Annotated in this window: 17 protein-coding genes; 8 read left to right on the plus strand and 9 right to left on the minus strand. The window is 71.1% G+C overall.

Translation table 11 applies throughout. The features are described from left to right. Nucleotides 1-59: 59 nt before the first annotated feature. The 4 genes from ACFSL4_RS27025 to ACFSL4_RS27040 are packed head-to-tail and all read right to left on the minus strand — an operon-like array spanning nt 60 to nt 4,262. Nucleotides 60-1,682, minus strand: a complete 1,623-nt coding sequence (locus ACFSL4_RS27025; RefSeq protein WP_381088152.1) for a solute symporter family protein — start codon at nt 1,680-1,682, stop codon at nt 60-62. Between the two features lie 8 nt (nt 1,683-1,690). Beyond that, a complete protein-coding gene (locus tag ACFSL4_RS27030) occupies nt 1,691-2,263 on the minus strand; it encodes a DUF485 domain-containing protein (protein WP_381088154.1) in 573 nt (190 codons plus the stop codon). Next, entirely contained in the window at nt 2,260-2,565 is a 306-nt protein-coding gene (locus tag ACFSL4_RS27035) for a hypothetical protein (RefSeq protein ID WP_381088157.1), read from the minus strand. The genes ACFSL4_RS27030 and ACFSL4_RS27035 overlap by 4 nt, the downstream gene beginning before the upstream one ends. A gap of 47 nt (nt 2,566-2,612) precedes the next feature. Next, a complete protein-coding gene (locus ACFSL4_RS27040; RefSeq protein ID WP_381088415.1) occupies nt 2,613-4,262 on the minus strand; it encodes a long-chain fatty acid--CoA ligase in 1,650 nt (549 codons plus the stop codon). Nucleotides 4,263-4,501: 239 nt separating this feature from the next. Here ACFSL4_RS27040 and ACFSL4_RS27045 point away from each other — a divergent pair, with 239 nt between their 5' ends. Both ACFSL4_RS27045 and ACFSL4_RS27050 read left to right on the plus strand, forming a co-directional pair. Beyond that, entirely contained in the window at nt 4,502-5,638 is a 1,137-nt protein-coding gene (locus tag ACFSL4_RS27045) for a GAF domain-containing sensor histidine kinase (RefSeq protein ID WP_381088160.1), read from the plus strand. Further along, nucleotides 5,635-6,267, plus strand: a complete 633-nt coding sequence (locus ACFSL4_RS27050) for a response regulator (RefSeq protein WP_381088163.1) — start codon at nt 5,635-5,637, stop codon at nt 6,265-6,267. Before ACFSL4_RS27045 ends, ACFSL4_RS27050 begins: the two co-directional genes overlap by 4 nt. 279 nt (nt 6,268-6,546) lie before the next feature. Here the strand turns inward: ACFSL4_RS27050 and ACFSL4_RS27055 are convergent, their stop codons facing one another. Continuing rightward, nucleotides 6,547-7,032 carry a hypothetical protein gene (locus tag ACFSL4_RS27055; RefSeq protein WP_381088165.1) on the minus strand — a complete coding sequence of 162 codons (486 nt, stop codon included), beginning with the start codon at nt 7,030-7,032 and terminating at the stop codon, nt 6,547-6,549. Nucleotides 7,033-7,707: 675 nt separating this feature from the next. On the opposite strand from ACFSL4_RS27055, the gene ACFSL4_RS27060 reads away from it, so the two are divergent. The 4 genes from ACFSL4_RS27060 to ACFSL4_RS27075 all read left to right on the plus strand — a co-directional run bounded on the left by ACFSL4_RS27060 (nt 7,708) and on the right by ACFSL4_RS27075 (nt 12,125). Next, nucleotides 7,708-8,025, plus strand: coding sequence for a FeoA family protein (locus ACFSL4_RS27060; protein WP_381088168.1), 318 nt, complete (start codon nt 7,708-7,710; stop codon nt 8,023-8,025). Continuing rightward, entirely contained in the window at nt 8,022-9,971 is a 1,950-nt protein-coding gene (gene feoB, locus ACFSL4_RS27065) for a ferrous iron transporter B (RefSeq protein ID WP_381088171.1), read from the plus strand. Before ACFSL4_RS27060 ends, feoB begins: the two co-directional genes overlap by 4 nt. Before the next feature lie 7 nt (nt 9,972-9,978). Further along, nucleotides 9,979-10,542: a NifU family protein gene (locus ACFSL4_RS27070; RefSeq protein WP_381088173.1), complete on the plus strand. Its 564-nt coding sequence runs from the start codon at nt 9,979-9,981 to the stop codon at nt 10,540-10,542. A gap of 257 nt (nt 10,543-10,799) precedes the next feature. Continuing rightward, on the plus strand, nt 10,800-12,125 hold the full coding sequence (locus ACFSL4_RS27075) for a lipase family protein (protein WP_381088176.1): 1,326 nt from the start codon (nt 10,800-10,802) through the stop codon (nt 12,123-12,125). Between the two features lie 84 nt (nt 12,126-12,209). Here the strand turns inward: ACFSL4_RS27075 and ACFSL4_RS27080 are convergent, their stop codons facing one another. Genes ACFSL4_RS27080 through ACFSL4_RS27090 form a run of 3 tightly spaced genes read right to left on the minus strand, consistent with a single transcriptional unit; the run spans nt 12,210 to nt 16,387 of the window. Next, on the minus strand, nt 12,210-13,655 hold the full coding sequence (locus ACFSL4_RS27080; RefSeq protein ID WP_381088179.1) for a glyceraldehyde-3-phosphate dehydrogenase: 1,446 nt from the start codon (nt 13,653-13,655) through the stop codon (nt 12,210-12,212). A gap of 27 nt (nt 13,656-13,682) precedes the next feature. Then, the gene (locus tag ACFSL4_RS27085) at nt 13,683-14,765 is read right to left on the minus strand and encodes an amidohydrolase family protein (protein ID WP_381088182.1); all 1,083 of its coding nucleotides are present in this window, start codon (nt 14,763-14,765) and stop codon (nt 13,683-13,685) included. 2 nt (nt 14,766-14,767) lie between these two features. Further along, nucleotides 14,768-16,387, minus strand: a complete 1,620-nt coding sequence (locus ACFSL4_RS27090) for an FAD-dependent monooxygenase (protein ID WP_381088185.1) — start codon at nt 16,385-16,387, stop codon at nt 14,768-14,770. 295 nt (nt 16,388-16,682) lie between these two features. Between ACFSL4_RS27090 and ACFSL4_RS27095 the strand changes: the two genes are divergently transcribed. Next, nucleotides 16,683-17,960, plus strand: coding sequence for a cytochrome P450 family protein (locus ACFSL4_RS27095; protein WP_381088188.1), 1,278 nt, complete (start codon nt 16,683-16,685; stop codon nt 17,958-17,960). On the opposite strand, the gene ACFSL4_RS27100 is transcribed toward ACFSL4_RS27095, so the two are convergent. Continuing rightward, a complete protein-coding gene (locus tag ACFSL4_RS27100) occupies nt 17,961-18,701 on the minus strand; it encodes a DUF4142 domain-containing protein (RefSeq protein ID WP_381088191.1) in 741 nt (246 codons plus the stop codon). Nucleotides 18,702-19,148: 447 nt separating this feature from the next. On the opposite strand from ACFSL4_RS27100, the gene ACFSL4_RS27105 reads away from it, so the two are divergent. Further along, the gene (locus tag ACFSL4_RS27105; protein ID WP_381088193.1) at nt 19,149-19,673 is read left to right on the plus strand and encodes a MarR family winged helix-turn-helix transcriptional regulator; all 525 of its coding nucleotides are present in this window, start codon (nt 19,149-19,151) and stop codon (nt 19,671-19,673) included. Nucleotides 19,674-19,709: the final 36 nt, after the last annotated feature.

A 19,709-nucleotide genomic window follows, 5' to 3' on the forward strand; every position in this document is an offset into this window, starting at 1 on the left:
GGGGCATGGGAGTCCCCCCGTCCGCGGCGACGGGGGGACTCCCATGCCGGTGTCGGCGTTCAGGGGATCGGTACATCCCCCGCCGCGGACTCGTGCCGCGAGACGGATCCGGTACCCGCTCCCAGCAGGACCCGGGCCTCCACATCCGCGTACGCGGCACCGCCCCGTTCCCTCCCGTCGAGGACGGAGCCCAGCCAGCCGAGCAGGAAGCCGAGCGGGACGGACACCACCGCGGGGTTGCTGAGGGGGAAGACGGCGAAGTCCATGTCCGGCAGCAGTGCGGCCGGATCCCCGGACAGGGCGGGGGAGAGCAGCACCAGCAGCACCGAGGACAGCAGCCCCCCGTAGATGCTCCAGAGCGCTCCCCTGGTGGTGAAGCCCTTCCAGTACAGGTGGTACAGCAGCGCCGGCAGGACCGCGGACGCGGCGACGGCGAAGGCCAGACCCACCAGGAACGAGATGTTCTGGCCCTGCACGTACATGGACAGCCCCGTCGCGGTGAGCCCGATCAGCAGCACACCGCCCCTGGCGACCAGGAGTTCACTCTTCTCCGACGCCCTGCCGCCCCTCAGTCCGACCTGGTAGAGGTCGTGCGCCAGCGCGGTCGACGCGGCCAGTACGATCCCGGCGACCACCGCGAGGATGGTGGTGAAGGCGACGCAGGAGATCAGGGTGAGCAGGAACGCGCCGCCGAGGGACTCGGCCAGCAGCAGGACGGCGGAGTTGCCCGTGGGGCTGTCGGCCGCGATGGCCCCCCGTCCGAGCAGCGCCACCGCGCCGAAGCCCAGCACACCGGCCGCCAGGCAGAACACCACCGTCAGCCCGGTCGCCCAGGTGACCGATCCACGGGCCGCCCGTGCCGTGGGCACCGCCCTGAGCCGCATGAGCAGGTGCGGCAGTCCCGCGGCTCCCAGCAGCACCGCCAGTTGCATGCTCAGCGAGTCGAGCCGGCCCACACCGTCGTCGCCGTAGCGGATACCGGGCCGCAGGAAGTCGGCGCCCAGACCGCTGTGGCCGGCCGCCCGGCTCAGCAGGGCGGCGGGGTTCCAGCCGTAGCGGGACATGACGAGGAGGGCCAGGTACCCGCCCCCGCCGAGCAGCACGACGGCCTTGACCAGTTGTACGGCCGTGGTCGCCCGCATGCCGCCGATCACCACGTAGATCACCATGAGGATGCCGAGCGCCCCCACCATGATCTGCCGTGCGCCGGTGCTGTCCAGGCCCAGGATCGGCGCGGCGAGTGCCCCGGCGCCGACCAGTTGGGCGATCACGTACACCAGGGAGATGACGAGGGTGGAGATTCCCGAGGCCAGATGCACGGACCGTGGACGCAGACGCCGCCCCAGGCTGTCGCCGATCGTGTAGCGCCCGGTGCTGTGGAAGGGCTCGGCGATCAGCAGGAGCATGACGACCCAGGCGACGATCGGTCCCAGGAGGTAGGGGATGCCGTCGTACCCCGCCAGCGCGACCACGCCGGGGGAACCGAGCAGGGTGGCGGCCGACATGTAGTCGCCGAAGAGGGCGAGACCGTTGCGCGCCGGGGTGAGCCGGCCGTCGCTGACGTAGAAGTCGCCCGGGGTGACCCGGTCCGTCGTCACCCACAGGGCCAGGAACAGAGCGCTGGTCACGAACACGGCGAAGACCATGAACACGGGGAACGCGCCGGAGGCACCCAGAGACACGGCAAGGCTCATCGCGCCTCGCCCCGCTCGTCGAGCCGGTCCCGCAACTGCGAGCGGTCGGGGTCGAGCCGGGTCCTGGCATGGCGGGCGTACCACCGGACCGCCCAGACGGTGGTGACGCACTGCAGGAGGCTCAGGGCCAGACCGGTGTTCAGCGGTCCCGCGATCGGTACGGCCATGACGCCGCGCGCCTCGCTGGCCAGCAGGCCGTTCAGCAGGTAGAGCGCGATCACGGCGCCCGTGACGGTGAAGACCGGGCGCCGGTGTGCCGCCCGCAGACGCAGCAGGGCCGGTTCGGCCTGGAGCCGCTCGGCGACGGGCAGGGCCGTTGCCCGGTGCGCGGCGGGGCGTTGAGGGGGCGCCGGCCCCCACGACGGGCCGGGCCCCGGCCGGCGGCCGGGTCCCCTCGACGGCCCCTGTCCCTGCCAGGGGCCCGCTCCTTGTCCGGGACCGTCGCCGGACCTGGGACCCGCTCCTTGCCTGGGACCGTCGCCGGGCCAAGGACCCGCACCCCGCCCGGGACCGGACCCCCGCCGGGGATCGGGTCTGCGTGGCGGTGGCGGCGGGAACGCCGGGCTCATGACGTCCCTCTCAGCCGTTCCGCGCGCAAGGTGCAGGCCGGGTTGCGGGCGAGCTCCCGTGCCATGCGATGGGCCCAGCGGCGCCGTTCGCCCTGCCGGCGGCCGCCCGCCGCGGCCTCCTCGCACAGCGCTTCGGTGTACCGGCCGGCCAGCTCGTGCCGTCCGCCGACGCGTTCGACGGTCTCGGCGATGGCTTGGAGCAACTCCGCGTCGGAATACAGGGACTCGTGATCGAGCCGGCTCAGGTACAGGGCCGACACCGACTGAGGATCCCCTTCGGAGGGCAGGGTCATGCGGCTCATGACAGTTCCTCGGGCAGGTGGATGGATGGTCCCGGACGGAGCGCCGCTCACGAGATGACGTCGACGGCCAGCTCCCCGTCCGCGTACTGCTTGCGCAGCGTCTTCTTGTCGAACTTGCCGACGGACGTCTTGGGCACCGCGCCGAGAAGCGCCCAGCGCTCCGGCACCTGCCAGGCGGCCACCTTGCCGGCGAGGAACCGCCGCAGTTCGTCGTGCGTGACCCCGCTGCCGTCCCGGAGCACGACCGTGGCCAGGGGACGCTCCCCCCATTTGTCGTCCGGGACCGCGACGACGCAGGCCTCGGCCACCGCAGGGTGCGCCATGAGGTGGTTCTCCAGCTCGACGGACGAGATCCACTCCCCACCGGACTTGATCACGTCCTTGACCCGGTCGGTGAGGGTGAGGAAGCCGTCGGCGCTGATGGTTCCGACGTCACCGGTGCGCAGCCAGCCGTCGTGGAACTTCTCCGGGTCGTCGTCGAGGTGGTACGAGCCGGTGATCCAGGGACCGCGCACCTCCAGCTCCCCGACGCTCCGCCCGTCCCAGGGCAGAACGGCCCCGTCCTGGCCCATGAGCCGGGCCTCCACCGGTGCCGGGAAGCGACCCTGGCTGAGGCGGTAGCGCCAGGCGCCCTCCCCGTCGGCGCCCTCGGGGGCGCGGGCCAGGGCGCCCAGCGGCGAGACCTCGGTCATTCCCCACGCGTGCAGCAGCCGGATCCCCAACTCGTCCTCGTAGGCACGCATCAGTGAGGGCGGACAGGACGAGCCGCCGACGACGGCCTCCCGGAGGCTGGAGATGTCGGTTTCGGGATGCTGCCGGACGTGGTCGGCCAGTCCCTGCCACACCGTGGGCACACCCGCGCCCTTGTTGGGGCGGGAGGCGGCGATGAACCGGGCGAGCGGTGCGGGCGCCAGGAACCGGTCCGGCATGGCGAGCGAGGCCCCGGTGAGGAAGGCCGCGTATGGCAGGCCCCATGCCTGGGCGTGGAACTGCGGGACGATGGCGAGCAGGCGGTCCGCGGCGGAGATGTTCATGAGGTCCGGCAGACTGATGCCCAGCGAGTGCAGGTACAGCGAGCGGTGGCTGTAGACGACGCCCTTGGGGTTGCCCGTCGTGCCGGAGGTGTAGCACATGGCCGCCGCCTGGTTCTCGTCCAGGTCCGGCCAGTCGTACGTCCCGGGCCGGTCCGCCAGCAGCCGCCCGTAGTCGTGTACGGTCACCCGGCCGCCGTCGGGCAGAAGAGGGGAATCCGCCTCGCCGTTGACGATGACGTGCCGCACCGTGCGCATGCCGGGCAGCAGCGCGGCGAAGACGGGCAGCAGGGAACCGTCGACGATGACGACCGTGTCTTCGGCGTGGTCGGCGATGTAGGTGAGCTGCTCGGGGAAGAGGCGGATGTTCAGGGGGTGGATCACGGCGCCCATGGCGGGCACGGCGAGGTACGCCTCCAGGTGCTCCTGGTTGTTCCACATGAAGGTGGCCACCCGGTCACCGGGGCGTACGCCGAGGCCGGCCAGGGCGTGGGCGAGCGCGGCGGCGTTGCGGCCGACCGTTGCGTAGTCGGCGCTGCGGGTGCCGCCGCCGGTGGCGGTGACGACCTCACTGCCGCTGTGCAGCGTCATGCCGTTCTCCAGCAGCCTGCGGACGAGCAGGGGCACGGCCTGCATGGTGCTGGGGATGACCTGGGGGCTGGGCATGTGCGTGGGTGTTCCTTCGGTGTCGGCGTCGGTGAGCGGCTCCGTCACGTCACCGACCGTTGCGGCTCTTGCCGCGATCCTGGGCCCCTCCGTCGGGTGCGGGTAGCTCCAGGGGGAGGTATGAGTTCGGAGGTCTCCGTTCGGAGATGGTCACCGCCGTGGCGACGGGGGAGGATGCGGAATCGGAGCGCATCTGTCGCTTCTGGTCCGCCGGCGGGAGACGACCTACCATGACGAACGTGTCAGACGGGAGCCGGGACCGGCCGTTGCCTGGCGTCCTGTTCGAGCTCACCGAGGGATACAGCGAGATCATCGCGCTGCTCGACCAGTCCGCCGCCATGCGCCGCATCGTGGACGACGTGCCCGAGCTGAGCGGGGTCGACGTCGCGTGGGTGGGGGAACCGGACGGCGCCGACCGGCTGGTGCTCGGGCATGTCGTGCATGCCCGCACGCCCGCGGTGGACGGTCTGGTCGTGTCCGCCGGGTGCGGGCTGGGCGGGCAGGTCATGCTCCGGCGCCGCCCCCTGTGGGTCAGTGACTACCGGCGCTCCGACACCATCACCCACCATTTCAACGCCCAGGCGGAGACGGAGGGTCTCGGCGCGATGATCGCGGTCCCCGTCATCCATGACGACCGGCTGCTGGGCGTCCTGTACGGCTCGAACCGGGAGACCTCCGTGTTCAGTGACCGGACGACCCAGGCGCTGGAACAGGCGGCGAGCCGGGCCGCGGCCGCCGCCGTCGTGGCGGAGCGTGCCCGTCACGCGGCCGAGGTGGCGGTGCACGAAGAACGGCGCCGGCTCGCGCTGGACCTGCACGACACCGTGGGGGCCATGCTGTTCACCCTGGGGACCGGCATCCGCACGCTGGCCGAGGAACTGCCGGCCGGAGACGCCGTGTCGGCGCGTCTGGGAGACCTGGAGGAGCAGGCGATCCAGGCGGCCGCCGCGTTGCGCGTGTCGCTGCACGCGCTGCACGCGCCGCCGGAGGAGGTCGCGCTCGGCGTCGCGCTGCGCGCCGACTGCAAGGCCTTCCAGCAGCGCACCGGCGTGATCGCCCGGCTGATCATGGTGACCGAGGTGCCGGGCCTGCCCGCGGTCCGGATCAAGGCACTGACCGACGCAGCGCGGGAGGCACTGCTCAACGTCGAGAAGCATGCGCGCGCCCGCTCCGTCGTGATGAGCGTGTTCAGGCAGTCCGGAGGCGTGTGCGTGACCATCGCCGACGACGGGGCCGGTCTGCCCTCCGAGGACGCCTCCCACCGCGGCATCGGCCTGTCCACCATGTCGGAGCGCCTGGAACGCGTCGGCGGCCGGGTCAGCGTCGGCGGCAACGAGGACGGCGGCGTGACCGTCCAGGCGTGGGTGCCGGCGTGAACGAACCGACGGTACGCGTCCTGGTCGTGGACGACCACCCCATCGTCCGTGATGGTGTCTCCCTGGCGCTGGGCAACGCCTCCTGGATCACCGTCTCCGGATACGCGAGTTCGGGCCGGGACGCGATCAGTGAGACGGAGCGGCTGGTGCCCGACGTGGTCCTGCTGGACCTGCGCCTGCCCGACATGCTCGCCCCCGAGGTCGTCCGCGAGCTGCGGACCCGCGTCCCCGGTGTCAAAGTCGTGATCTTCACCGCGTATCCCGAGCATGCCGCTCTGGAGGACGCGCTGAGCGCCGGGGCGCACGCGGTGGTCGTGAAGGACGCCGAGAGGTCGGACCTGGTGGACGTGGTCCGCCGGGTCCATGCCGGGGAACGGGTGGTGCGCACCAGCCCGGACAACCTCCTCAGCGCGCTGCTGAACCGGAAGCTCAAGGACAGCGGCCTGACCCGCCGCGAGTACGAGATCCTGCGCCGGGTGGCGATGGGCGAGACGAACCAGGAGATCGCCGACGTGCTCGGCCTGACCCGGAACACCGTCAAGACCTATATCCAGCGGACGCTGGAGAAGCTGGGCGCCCGCAATCGGGTCGAGGCCCTGGCGCGGGCGAGCGAGCGCGGGATCCTCTAGGGGGTGTTTCGAAAGTCCCGCACAGCACCCACGGCGCCCGGCACGCTCCCCCCGGCTCTTCGAGCAGGGGGCACCCCCACTCGCCGCACCGGCCGAAACCCCGAGTACGTCCAGTACGAGGGCTTTCGTCCGGCACGCCGAGAGCACGCACCGGACACCGCGGGCACCGCACAGGACTTTCGAAACACCCCCTAGCGGCCCCACCGGCACCGGCCCGCCGGGCGGCTGACGCCGCGGCGGGCCCGGCCACGGGCAAGGGGCTCAGGGGCGACCGGCGGCCTACCGGGCTGCGCCGTCGCGCGGGGAGACGACGAGTGCCGCACCCAGCCCCGTCAGGAGTGCGCCCAGGCCGGTGACCAGCGACGTCACTTCCCATGCCTGGTAGGCGGACATGAGGGAGGCGCGCAGCGTCTCTCCCATGAACGCGGTCTGGCGGAGGTCGGCCGGCTTCTCGTCGTCCCCGGCGGCGTGCAGTTCCTCGGTGATCTCGGAGTAGGTGCGGCCGTCGGTCGCACGGGCCAGGCTCCCCTTGATCATTTCCGCGAAGACGCGGGCCTGAGGTCCGGTCCCGACGGGCCGGCCGGCGAGGTCGGCGAGGTGGGCGGGAAGTCCGCGCCGCGGAAAGAAGATCTTCTGGGCGGTCAGCTTCGCGCGGATGTCCTTGCGGCCGCCGCGGCCGCGCCACAGCATCACCGGTCCGGCGGCCAGCATGGCCGCGCCCACCGACTTGAGCAGGGCGTCGGCTCCGCGGTTCGTCACTGTCATGGGTGTTCTTCCTCGGGTGGGGACAGGGGCTGTCCGGCTCGTCGAAGGCTGGGGGAGGCGATGACCGCTCGTGGCGCCGGCCCGGGTGCGCGGACCGGAGCGGATGGACGGGCGGGGGTCCTTCTCACCCGCGGCCCGGGGACGGTGATCCGTGCCGTCCGCAGACGCAGACGCAGACGCAGAGGCGCCGGACGCCGGACGCCGGACGCCCGCGTCCACCTCGCCGCGCGGCGGCACGACGGCGTGTTCGTCGCGGCGGTCCGGCAGGCCGGGGCGGCCACGGCGTCGTGCCGCCTTCTGGAGCGGGACGGACACCACCGTGCCGGTCCTCGTCCGGCGGCCGGCCGGAGCCACCGCCCTCGCGCGTTGTCGCCGTTCCCCATGGGACCGAACCGTAGAGCGGCCCGTCGCGGCGGGACCCGGCCGAAGCGCCCACGTCGTACGGCCGGCCGGCCCTATCTCCTGTGGCGCCCCGCGGGACCGGTGGCCCTGGACGCCGCCCCGCACGGACGGTCCCCGCCCGGACAGGGCCCAAGGTCCCGGATGCCGGGGCCGAACGGCCCACCTCTTAGGGGAGGAACGGCCCGGACGGCAGGAGGGCAATGAGGTTAGCCTCGCCTTGCTTGTATGCGGCGCCCGGCCGGTTCGTCCGGACACACGGTGAGGGAGGCAGGAATGCGCGGAGGCGGCACGGACGCCGGAGGGACCGCCGGGCCACCGGCGACGGCGGCCTTCACCGGCCGGGTACGGCCCCTGGCCGATCTGCCGCCCGGCGCCCGGGCCGTCGTGGTCGCCGTGGTCGACGCGGACCCGGGACGGACGACCGCGACGGTCCGCCGGCTGGGCGATCTCGGATTCACGCCCGGGTCGGTGGTGGAGGTGGTGCGCCGGGCACCGTTGCGCGACCCGGTCGTCTACCGGGTCAAGGACTACGAGGTGTGCCTGCGCCGCACCGAGGCCGCGTGTGTGCACACGATCGAGGCGGACCGATGACCGCGGGCTGCCACGGCGCCGTCGAGCCGGGAGACATGGCGGCGCAGGAGTGCCGGATCGCCCTGGTCGGCAGCCCCAACTCGGGCAAGAGCAGCATCTTCAACGGTCTGACCGGCCTGAACACCAAGACCGGCAACTATCCGGGAGTGACTGTCTCCCGGTTCGTGGGCACCTGCCGTACGGGAGCGGGCAGATGCCTGGTCGAGGACCTGCCCGGTACGTACAGTCTGACCCCCCTCAGCCCGGACGAACAGGTCGCGGTCGACGTGCTCGACGGACGGACGGAGCACACCGCCCGCCCGGACGCGCTGCTCGTCGTGGTGGACGCCACCACGCTGCGGCGGTCCCTGGGCCTGGTCGCACAGGTCCTGGCACGCGGCCTGCCGGCCTGCGTCGTGGTCACGTTCATGGACGAACTGACGCAACGCCAGGGGCACCTGGACATCGACGCGTTCGCGCAGGCCCTCGGCGTGCCCGTGGTACCGGTGATCGGTCACCGCGGGCGCGGACTGGAGCAGCTGCGCGACCGGCTCACCACCTGGCAGACCTGGGCGTCCCCGCCCCTCGCGCCGCCCACCGAGCCGGGTGAGCGGGACGCCTGGGCGGAGTCGGTGCTCTCCTTCGCGGGTTACCGGGCGCCCGAGGTGCATCGGGTCACCTGGCGCATCGACGGGGTCCTGCTGCATCCGCTGTGGGGCACGGTCGTGTTCTTCGCGGTGATGGTGCTCTTCTTCCAGACCGTGTTCACCTTTGCCGCGCCGCTCCAGGGCTCCGTCGAGGCCCTGTTCGGATGGCTGTCGGGCCTGGTCAGGGAGCACGTGGGCAACCGGTGGCTGTCCGGGCTGCTCGGCGACGCCCTCATCGGCGGCGTCGGCGGCGTGCTGGTCTTCGTCCCGCAGATCCTTCTGCTGTTCCTCCTGCTCGCCCTGTTCGAGGGCGTCGGCTACATGTCGCGGGCCGCCTTCCTCATGGACCGGGTGATGGCCCGTGCCGGTCTGGAAGGCCGTGCCTTCGTGGCGCTGCTGTCGTCGTTCGCCTGCGCGGTCCCCGGCATCATGGCCACCCGCACCCTGCCCTCCGCCAAGGACCGCCTGGCGACCATGATGGCCGCCCCGTTGGTGACCTGCTCGGCGCGGCTGCCGGTCTACGTCCTGCTCATCGGCCTGCTGGTCGACCCCTCGGACCACGTCGGGCCGTTCGGCGCACAGGGCCTGATCATGTTCGGCCTGTATCTGCTCGGCGCCGTCTCGGCGATGGTGGCCGCCTGGGTGTTCAAGAAGATCGGGGACCTCCGCGGCCCGCTGGTGCCGTTCTTCATGGAGATGCCGCCCTACCGGCTGCCCGCGCCGCGCGCGGTGCTGATCGCCATGGGCTCCTCCGTACGCGCCTTCCTGCGCAAGTGCACGACCGTCATCGTGGCCACCAGCATCGGGTTGTGGCTGCTGCTGAACCTGCCGCTGCACTCGGCGGCCCAGATGCGTGCCGACGGCGTCGACACCTCGAGCCACGCCGCCGTGACCGCGTACGCCGTCGACCACAGCTACGCCGCGGACCTCGGCCGGCTGGTCGGCCCCGTCTTCGACCCGCTGGGCTTCGACTGGCGCATCAACGTCGGTGTGCTGTCGGCCCAGTCGGCCCGGGAGACCTTCGTCGCCACCCTCGGGCAGGTCGCGGCCGCCGAGGACCCGGTGCAGCCGAAGCAGGCGCTGCGGACCATGACGTACCCCGACGGACCGCGGGCCGGGCAGCCCCTCTTCACCGCGCCGACCATCGCCGCGCTGCTGGTCTATTTCTCGTACGCGCTGCAGTGCACGGCCACCGTCGCGGTCATACGACGGGAGACCGGCACCTGGAAGTGGCCGGCGATCGCCTTCACCTACCTGACCGCGGTGGCCTGGCTCATGGCCTACGCGGTGCGCACGGTCACGGTCGCGCTGGGCGGGTGAGCAACGGATGGTCCCCCTTCACCCGCAGCACGTTCCCGGCCGGCCCGACCGGCTGCGCTGGGTCGTCCCGGCCGACGCGCTTGCCTGCACCGGTCCACTGAGGAGGGTTCCCGCCCCCTTGGCCGCGCTGCTCGCCGACGGCACCCTCGCCTCCGTCACGGCGGAGCCCGCCGCCCTCGTCACCACCCTCGGCCGGGGCCGCTCCTGGCCGGACGAGGGTGCCCGGGTCCGCACCGCGCTCCACGCCGCCCTCGACGACCGCGCCGGATGGGCCCCGGCCGTGGACGACGACGCGGCGGGCACCGATGACGCGGGCGACGACCGTGCGGACGACGACGCGCGGCTGTACCGCACCGCGAGCGAGTTCCTGGCCGGTGCGGTCGGCCAGTTCGCCCTCTCCCACGGCGGCGTCATCGAACTGGTCGGCGTCCGGGAGGGTGTGGTCGCCGTCCGGCTCGCCGGGGCCTGCCGCGGCTGCCCGGATCACCCTGCACCAGCGCCTGGAACGGCAGCTGCGCCGCCGCTGCCCCGATCTGGTGGCCGTGAAGGATGCCGGGTCCCCGCGACCTGACGCCGGGTCCCCGCGGACCTGACGCAGAGGTCCGCTTATTGGACAGCGCGTCATATTACTGAACCGTAACCTCTCTGGTGCTACCCGGGGTAACGTCTGTGCGGATACTTTTCTGGCGAACCACTTCCAGGCGGCGCGAGAACACCCCGGCGGGACGACCGGGCGACCCGCGCCGCCACGCCTCTGTGCCCGGGCCGGCTCGACGGACCGGGCGCGGAAGCCGCTCCCCACGTTGTCGCTCCCCCAGGAGGTTCGCCATGCCCGCACGCAGACGGATCCTGGCCACCGCGGTCGTCGCCGCCGCCTGCCTCGGCGCCCAAGCCCTCTCGGGCACCACCGCCGCGGCGGCGGACACGGTCGTGTCCCGAGGGGTCACCATCCCCGCGTTCTACACCCCGCCGGCCACACTGCCCGCCGCCGACGGCGCCGTCATCCGTTCCGAACCCCTCCCGCTGGCCCTGAGCCTGCCCAGCATCGACGGGCCGCTCCCGGGCCGGGCGACCCGCTTGATGTACAAGTCCACCGATGCCGGTGGGCAGCCGGTGGCGGTCACCGGCGCCTACATCGAACCCACGGCCGACTGGCGGGGCGCCGGGCCCCGCCCCCTCGTCGTGGTGGCGCCCGGCACGATGGGACAGGGGGACCAGTGCGCCGCCTCGCTGGGCCTCGAACACCCGCTGCTCCTCAACGGGCAGACGATGTCGGTGGGGTACGAGGACGTGGCGGTCTACCGCCTTCTGTCGTCCGGTGTCGCGGTGGTCGTCAGCGACTACGTCGGGCTCGGCGCGACCGACCGGCTGCACACCTACGTCAACCGGGTCGACGAGGCGCACGCCGTGCTGGACGCCGCCCGTGCCGCGCGCTCGCTGTCCGGGGCGTCGGTCGCCCCGGACTCCCCGGTGGGACTCTTCGGCTACAGCCAGGGGGGCGGCGCGACGGCCGCCGCGGCCGAACTCCAGCCCTCCTACGCCCCCGACGTCACTCTGTCCGGGACGTACTCCGGTGCGCCGCCCGCCGATCTGACCGAGGTCACCAAGGCCATCGACGGCAGCGAACTGGCCGGGGCCCTGGGCTGGTCGCTCAACGGGTTCCTGCAGTCCGACCCGTCCCTGCGGCCCATCGCGGAGGCGCACCTCAACGCCGCGGGCAAGGCGGCCCTCGCCGATCTGTCGACCATGTGCGTCGGCGACGCCCTGCTCGGCTACGGGTTCTCGCACAGTACGAAGTGGACGACCGACGGGACATCCCTCAGCGACATCATCGCCGCCACACCCGCACTCCGGGCATTTCTCGACGAACAGCGCATCGGCCTGCTGAAGCCGGCCGGGCCCGTGCGGGTCGCGACCGGCGTCAGCGACAATCTCGTTCCCCACGCGCAGGCCCGCCGCCTCGCCGTCGACTGGTGCCACAAGGGAGCCGACGTCACGTACAAGGCGGTCGTCCTGCCGGATGTCGGCAGCGCCCTGCTCAACCACTTCGCGCCGCTGCTGACCGACCAGGGCGATGCCGTCTCGTGGCTGACCGACCGGCTGTCCGGCAAGCCGGCCACCTCCAACTGCTGGAGCATGCCGGTACAGCCCTGACCGGCGACCCGCCGGCCTGAGGCGGACGCAGCGCCGTCGGCCGGGCCTGCCGGCCGGCGGCACCGCGAGTGGTACGGCCCGGCCTCAGACCGCCGGGGCCGGGTAGGTCGGGTACTCCGCCCCGGAGACGTACTGGACGACGCGGATGACCTGGCAGGAGTAGCCGAACTCGTTGTCGTACCAGAGGTAGAGGATCGCGTTGTCGTCCTCGACCTTGGTGGCGCCCGCGTCGACGATCGAGGCGTGGCGCGAGCCGATGAAGTCGCTGGAGACCGCGTCGGGGGCGCTGATGAAGTCGATCTGGCGCCTGAGCGGCGAGGTCAGCGACACCTCACGCAGATAGTCGAGGACCTCCTCGCGGGTCGTCTCGCGCCCGAGCTGCAGGTTGAGGATCGCGATCGAGACGTCCGGCACCGGGACACGGATCGAGCTGCCGGTGATCTTCGCCTTGAGGTCGGGCAGTGCCTTGGCGACGGCGGAGGCGGCACCGGTCTCGGTGATGACCATGTTGAGCGGAGCCGAGCGGCCGCGGCGGTCGGACTTGTGGTAGTTGTCCAGCAGGTTCTGGTCGTTGGTGAACGAGTGGACCGTCTCCACGTGGCCGCGCAGGACGCCGTACTCGTCCGCCATCGCCTTCAGCGGCGGGACGATCGCGTTGGTGGTGCAGGACGCACACGACAGGATCTGCTCGTCGGGCTTGAGGGTGTCGTGGTTGACGCCATGGACGATGTTGGGGACGTCGCCCTTGCCCGGCGCGGTCAGGACGACCTTGTCGATGCCGGGGCGCAGATGCTTCGACAGGCCCTCGCGGTCGCGCCACTTGCCGGTGTTGTCGATGAGGATGGCGTTCTTGATGCCGTACGCCGTGTAGTCCACCGACGTCGGGTCGTCGGAGTAGATCACCTTGATCTCATGGCCGTTGGCGACGATCGTGCTGTTCGCCTCGTCGACGGTGATCGTGCCGTGGAACTGACCGTGGATCGAGTCACGGCGCAGCAGCGAGGCCCGCTTGACCAGGTCCTGGCCGGCGGCCTGGCGGACGACGATGGCGCGCAGCCGCAGGCCGTTGCCCGAACCGGCCTTCTCGATGAGCAGACGGGCGAGGAGCCGGCCGATGCGGCCGAACCCGTAGAGGACGACATCACGCGGCTCGCGGCTCTCGATCTTGTTGGCGCCTGTCGCGCCGGCCACGGCCTCGGCGGTGAACGCCTCAACCGACAGACCGCGGTCGTCGGTCTTGTACGTCGCCGCGAGCATGCCGATGTCGATCTGGGAGGGGCCGAGGTCCAGCGTGGTGAGTGCCTGGAGGAACGGCATGGTCTCGGTGACCGACAGTTCCTCCCCGTCGATCTGCCGGGCGAATCGGTGGGTTTTGAGGATGCTGACCACCGACTTGTTCACCAAGGAGCGGCTGTGGAGCAGGACCGTGACGTCCCGCTCCCTGTGCAGCTTCCCGATGATCGGGATCATCGACTCCGCGGTCTCCTCGCGGTACTTCCAGTTGGTGAACGAGTCCTCGTAGACAGTCACAGGTTTATCTTTCGAGCTAGGCGGTGCTCACATGCTAGCTCCCTGCTGGTCCGGGTTGTCAGACGGGCTCCCAGAGGGCCGGTGCCCCGCGGTGAGCGAGGGGAGGAGACCGTGAGCGTTGTCACGGTTGATGCGACGGCGCTGCTCCTCGTCGAGGGCCGGGTCGTTGTCGAGCGACGGCGCGGTGACGCCGGTGACCAGGTGGGACGGGGTGGGGGGCCAGTCGCTGCCGTACAGGATCCGGGAGGAACCCACGGCGGACAGCAGGGTCGGCGTGGCCGACGGCGACATGGGCCCGGCCGTGTCGTAGTAGAACCGGTGCAGGTAGTCGCGGACCCGCGCCGCTTCCACCTTCGGCGTCAGACAGTGGGCGAAGAGTTCGACGCGGCTGGCGATGTAGGGGAGGAAGCCGCCTCCGTGCGGCAGGATGAACGTGAGATTCGGGTAGCGGTCCAGGGTCCCGTTCATGATGAGGCTGATGGCCGCCTGAGTGGTGTCCATCAGGAAGTCGCACAGGAACGGCGGGACACCGTCGAGTCCTCCGCCGCCTCCGGGCACCTCCATCGGATGCGTGCTGATCACGGCCGAGCGTTCGTCGAGTTCCGCCAGGATCCTCTCGTGGGAGGGATGGCCCAGATGGACGCCCCCGACGCTTGTCCGGACGCTGACTCCGACCGCCCCGAGCTCGTCCATTCCGTAACCGACCGACCAGGCCGACAGGTCGTGGCTCTCCAGGAAGACCGGGGTGTAGAACGCGAAGCGATCGGGGTGGCTGGCGACGAGGTCGCCGGCGGATCGCAGGGCGAGGCGGGCGCTCTCCTTGCGCGCCTTCGGGTCCCGGAGCCTTCCCAGCATGGCGACGGTCAGCACGCTGGTCCGGATGCCCGCGCCGTCCATCACCGCGAGGGCCGTGTCGAGGTCCCACCGGGTCCAGGGCGGCAGGTTCCGGCGCTGGACGATGTCGTTGCGCTCGGCCCAGTCGAGCCATTCCGGTGCGGTGTAGTGATGGTGGACGTCCACTCGCGCCCGGCGCGCATCGCCGTCCGCCGACGCGTCGTCGTCCCTGTCGGCTCCGGGGGCCGCCTCCGCGGCCGTCTGCAGCGGTGCCATGGTCAGCGCCCGAGAATCCGCAGAAGAACGTCGCTCAGCGACCTCTCCATGTCCGAGGGCTCGTCATCGGTCCGCCAGGCGACGAAGCCGTCCGGCCGCACGAGGACCGCGCCCTCCGGTGTCGTGCCGTGCACCGACGACCACTCCGGACCGTCGCCGGTGTCAAGGTCGTATCCCGCGCCGCTGCCGACGGTGTAGGAGTCGAGAGGCACATCGAGCTTCGCACCCACGCTCCGGGCGGCGGCGCGCCAGCCCGGGCGCTCGCAGAGCAGGACGAACGACCGCTCGTACAGATCGATGGTGGACACGGTCGCCCCGTTGCGGGCGACCCACATGTGCGGCGCACGCGTACCGGGCTCGGCGCTCAACCGCAGGCGGTCCGGGATGAGGGGCTCGTCCGCGGGCGCGCCGATCACCGCCGCCGAGGCGTAGCGGTAGCCCAGCGCCGTGGTCATCAGGTCGGTGGCCTCGTTCGACGCCGACCTCGCGGTGTAGCCGGGGTGCTGTTCCCGGGCCGCCTGCTCCGTGGCGCGCGCGCTCGTCGCCTGCGCCACCGGCCGGCGTTCGGCCTCGTAACTGTCGAGCAGGGCGGGGTCCGCCCAGCCGCGCAGCACCGCGGCGATCTTCCAGGCGAGATTGTGCGCGTCCTGAATACCGGTGTTGGAGCCGAACGCGCCCGTCGGCGGCATTTCGTGGGCGGAGTCGCCCATGAGGAACACCCGTCCGTCGCGATAGCTGTTCGCCACGCGGTCCGCAGCGTGCCAGGGGGCCTTTCCGGTGACCTCGACATCCAGGTCGCGCACTCCGGCCGCCGCCCGGATGTGCTCGACGCACCGGTCGTCGGTGAAGTGGTCCAGTGTCTGGCCGCGCTCGGGAAACCACGGCAGATGGAAGACCCATTGCTCCTCGTTGTCCACGGGCAGCAGGACCCCCTCGCCGTCCGGGTCGGTGACGTAGCAGACCACGAAGAGCTGCTCTCCCGCCACCTCGCGCAGCAGCTTGCTGCGGAAGGTGATGCTGATGTTGTGGAACAGATCTCCCGATCCCGAGTGCTCGATACCGAGCCGCTGGCGCACAGGGCTGCGGGGGCCGTCGGCGGCGAAGAGGTAGTCAGCTGCCACCGTGGAGACCTCGCCGGAATCCCGGGCCTGGACGACGGCCCGCACACCGTGGGCGTCCTGTGTGAACGACAGCAGCTCCGTGCTGAAGCGCACGTCCCCGCCCAGGTTGCGGGCGCCCTGCAGCAGTACGGGTTCCAGGTCGTTCTGACTGCAGGCGCACCGGATCGTCGAACAGAGGTCGGCCTCGGGCGGCCGGCCCGTGATCCGTGCCGAAAGCCATCGCCGGCTCCCGCCGCGCAGGGTGTCCACCTGCAGAATTCCATGGTTCTTCGACAGGGTGGCCGCGGCTTTCCGGATCTGCGGTTCGAGCCCCGCGGTCCGGAAGAGTTCCATCGTCCGCATGTTGTTGCCGCGGCCACGCGGATGTGCCGACGTGGCCGCATGGCGTTCGACGACACGGTGCCGGATGCCGAGACGTCCGAGGAAAACGGATGCGGACAAGCCTACGAGCGAGCCCCCTACGACCAGGACGGGCACGTAGTCGTCGCCGCGTTCATTCATGGGGTGTTCTCCTCTGCGGTCAGCAGCCTTGCGAGGAAGCGGCCCGGGCTGCCATGGCTGGTTCCCTGTCCTTTTGCCACGCGGTGCCGGGGCATATCCGGCAGTCACCCGAACAGCGAGCCAACTTTCAGCCCGACCACCACCCCGGTACGACGACGGCCGACGCCCGGCCCGTCCCGCGCCGTCGATCGGGTGAATCGCGTTTGTGGCCAAGACCCTGCCGGGGAATGAGTGACCGAACCTCAGGCATCGCTGTCCCGTGGCCGCGACGCGAATACCTCAGAAAGGCCGGAAAATGACTCAGCTCGACGAACGGGACGGCGTGGAATCAACGGAGCAGGCGATCGCGGCGGCATCGCGCGGCTCGGCCGCCTACCGCGCCGACCCCCATCCGGTGTACGCGCGCCTGCGCGAGTCGGCCCCCGTGTGCCGTCTGTCTCCGCCGCACGGCGTGGAAACCTACCTGATCACGCGGTACGACGACGCCAAGGCGGCCCTGACGGATCCGCGCATCAGCAAGGACATGTACGCGGCCATGGACGCCTACCACACCATCTTCGGTGACTCGTCCATCGCCCTCGACGACAACATGCTCTTCTCGGACCCGCCCAAACACACCCGGCTGCGCCGCATCGTCAACAGTGCGTTCAGCCCCCGTCGTATCGAATCCCTGCGTCCCCGTATCCAGGAGATCGCCGACGAACTGCTGGGAAACTGCTCCACGAGTGTCCCCATCGACCTGCTGTCGTCTTTCGCCTTCCCACTCCCGCTCATCGTGATCTGTGAACTCCTGGGAATTCCCGAGGGCGAGCGGGCGGACATGCAGAAATGGTGCGCCGTGGTGGCGCGCACGGGATTCAGCAAAGAGGACAAGGAGAAACTGGCGCTGGCCGAAGGGGCGCTGCGGGAGTATTTCGTGGACCTCATCGCGCGCAGGCGCCGGGAACCGACGGACGATCTGCTGGGCGCGCTCATCCGGACCCAGGACGAACAGGGGGCCATGACCGACGGCGAGCTCCTGTCGACCCTGTGGGTGCTGCTCTTCGCCGGCCACAAGACGACGGCGTACCTCATCGGCAACGCCGTGTTCAACCTGCTGACCCATCGCGATCAGCTCCAGGCGGTCCTGGCGGACCCGGAACTCCTGCCGAACGCGATCGAGGAGATCATCCGCTATGAGGGCTCCGTCGAGAACGCGACGTTCCGGCACGCGCTTGAGGACATCACGCTCAGGGACACCACCATCCCCAAGGGCTCACTCGTCCAGGTCTCGGTGGCTTCCGCCAACCGGGACCCGGAGAGGTTCGCCTCGCCCGACACCTTCGACGTGCGGAGGAAGGGACTGCAGAGTTCCCACCTCGGCTTCGGCAGCGGTCCGCACTACTGCCTCGGCGCGCCCCTGGCCAGGATGGAGATGCGGATCGCGGTGACCACGCTCTTCGAGAGGTTCCCGGCCATCGATCTCGCCGTTTCCCCGGACGAGGCGGAGTGGCTGAAGGTTCCCTTCCCCGCCTTCCGGGGGCTGGAGAGGCTTCCGGTCGCCCTGGAGCCGTCGCGGCTGCCCCTGCGCTGATCAGCCGATCGCCGGGCTGGGCGTCGGGGAGACGGTGTTCACGTTCAGGTCGGGGCGGGGGGTGAGGGCGACGACCGGTGCGCCGGGTGCGGGCGGCGGCGGGGTGAGCTGCTCCTTGGGAAGCTTCGGCGGGGTGGTCTGCTGGAAGAGGACCTGGTCGAAGTTGACCACACCGGTCTTCTCCAGCACCGTGATGTGGTCGAGGACGGTGTCGTTGGCCAGGTCGGCGAGCTGACGCACGAGGGTGTTCTTGGTGGTGGCGCGGATCTTGGCGATGGTCGGGAAGATCTGACCGTGGGTCACGCGCATGATGTTGGCGGCCGTGGTGTCGAACTGCTTGCCGGAGGCGGCCTGCGAGGTCGCCACGAACTGCTGCTGCTGCGGGGTGGCCTGGTTGGGCAGGGTGATGCCCAGCTCCGGGGCGATCTTGCGGCACAGCTCGTCGAGTCCGGCGTGACCGACGACCAGGTGTTTGCCGGCCTCCTTCATCTCCGGCGTCGAGCCCTTCGCGATGGCCAGTTCGCCGAGCGGGTACTCCCACAGCCCGGCCGAGCGGACCTTGACGACGAAGTCGCGGTCCGCCTCGGTCAGGGGGCCGTAACGGGTGTTGGCGATGACGAGGTTCGGGGAGCCGGATGTGGTCTGGACGCCGAGCATGGCGGGGTAGGCGAGGGCGATGAGGGTCAGGCCCAGCGCACCGACGACGACGGCTGTTCCTCCCGCTGCGCGCGAGATGGGCATGGTGCCTCCCGAGGTGTGGAGCGTGTGTGCCAGGAGATACGGATGCATCCGGTGGATTGATCATTGCCCGGGGTAAAACTTGCACGCGACCATGTGGTGTGCGTCACATGGTGACGGTATGGCTTTCCGCTTCGTCCTTGTCCGGCCGTGTCCCCGGCGGCCTTGCCCTTGGGGCGAGCCGACGGCCGTGCCGCTGCCCTGTGCCGCGTGCGTGGTGCCGCTTCCACCCCGGGCGCCGGGCGGTGGTCGGCCGTCGGCTCGGTTCCCCCGCTTGAGGATGGCACAGCCCGGCCCAGGCGGTTCTGGGGGATGTCCGGACGCGTGACTGCGTTTGGGGCAGCGCCCGGTGACGGGTGTGCGGGCGCCGGTGCAGGCACGGTCACAGGAAGGGAAAATCTGTTCCGATCATTCGCCTGGGCGGGCAGTTCGGCGCGGTAGAAAGGAGCCATGCCGGAGCGTGAAACCCTCATGAGGGGCGTGGACGACGTGGACGCGGTCACGCGTGCGGTGCTGACCGCGTCGCGGTTGTTGGTGGCGGTCTCCGCTCGTTCGCTGGCCGCCGTCGAGGACCGGGTCACCCTGCCCCAGTTCCGGATGCTGGTGGTGCTGTCGATGCGCGGCGCCACGAAGCTGGTCGCTCTGGCGGACCTGCTGCAGGTTGCGCCGTCGACGGCGATGCGCATGGTGGACCGCCTGATCGCTGCCGGGCTGGCCGACCGTCAGGTCAACCCGGACAACCGTCGTGAGACCCTGCTGCGGCTGACCGACGAGGGGCGGCGGACGGTTGTGGACGTCACCGCGCGGCGCCGTACCGAGATCGCCGCGATCGTCGAGCGGCTGGGTCCCGGGCAACGGGCCGCGCTGGTCGAGGCGTTGACCGTGTTCAACGAGGCGGGTGGGGAGCCACCGGTCCCGGTCTCGAACGTTCTGGAGGCCCACCCGCTGGGCTGGACCGATACCGGCCGCCCCTGATCCGGGCGTCGCCGACGGACCTTTGAGGTCGTGGGC

Origin of the sequence: Streptomyces caeni (assembly GCF_042678285.1) — a bacterium.
GTDB classification, from domain to species: Bacteria; Actinomycetota; Actinomycetes; order Streptomycetales; family Streptomycetaceae; genus Streptomyces; species Streptomyces caeni.

Bases quoted from the DNA above. Each gene is read 5' to 3' on its own strand.
- ACFSL4_RS27035 (WP_381088157.1), bottom strand. From the start codon at position 2,565: ATGAGCCGCATGACCCTGCCCTCCGAAGGGGATCCTCAGTCGGTGTCG.
- ACFSL4_RS27070 (WP_381088173.1), top strand. From the start codon at position 9,979: ATGGTCCCCCTTCACCCGCAGCACGTTCCCGGCCGGCCCGACCGGCTG.
- ACFSL4_RS27085 (WP_381088182.1), bottom strand. From the start codon at position 14,765: ATGGCACCGCTGCAGACGGCCGCGGAGGCGGCCCCCGGAGCCGACAGG.
- ACFSL4_RS27030 (WP_381088154.1), bottom strand. From the start codon at position 2,263: ATGAGCCCGGCGTTCCCGCCGCCACCGCCACGCAGACCCGATCCCCGG.
- feoB (WP_381088171.1), top strand. From the start codon at position 8,022: ATGACCGCGGGCTGCCACGGCGCCGTCGAGCCGGGAGACATGGCGGCG.
- ACFSL4_RS27100 (WP_381088191.1), bottom strand. From the start codon at position 18,701: ATGCCCATCTCGCGCGCAGCGGGAGGAACAGCCGTCGTCGTCGGTGCG.
- ACFSL4_RS27060 (WP_381088168.1), top strand. From the start codon at position 7,708: ATGCGCGGAGGCGGCACGGACGCCGGAGGGACCGCCGGGCCACCGGCG.
- ACFSL4_RS27090 (WP_381088185.1), bottom strand. From the start codon at position 16,387: ATGAATGAACGCGGCGACGACTACGTGCCCGTCCTGGTCGTAGGGGGC.
- ACFSL4_RS27075 (WP_381088176.1), top strand. From the start codon at position 10,800: ATGCCCGCACGCAGACGGATCCTGGCCACCGCGGTCGTCGCCGCCGCC.
- ACFSL4_RS27040 (WP_381088415.1), bottom strand. From the start codon at position 4,262: ATGCCCAGCCCCCAGGTCATCCCCAGCACCATGCAGGCCGTGCCCCTG.
- ACFSL4_RS27105 (WP_381088193.1), top strand. From the start codon at position 19,149: ATGCCGGAGCGTGAAACCCTCATGAGGGGCGTGGACGACGTGGACGCG.
- ACFSL4_RS27095 (WP_381088188.1), top strand. From the start codon at position 16,683: ATGACTCAGCTCGACGAACGGGACGGCGTGGAATCAACGGAGCAGGCG.
- ACFSL4_RS27055 (WP_381088165.1), bottom strand. From the start codon at position 7,032: ATGACAGTGACGAACCGCGGAGCCGACGCCCTGCTCAAGTCGGTGGGC.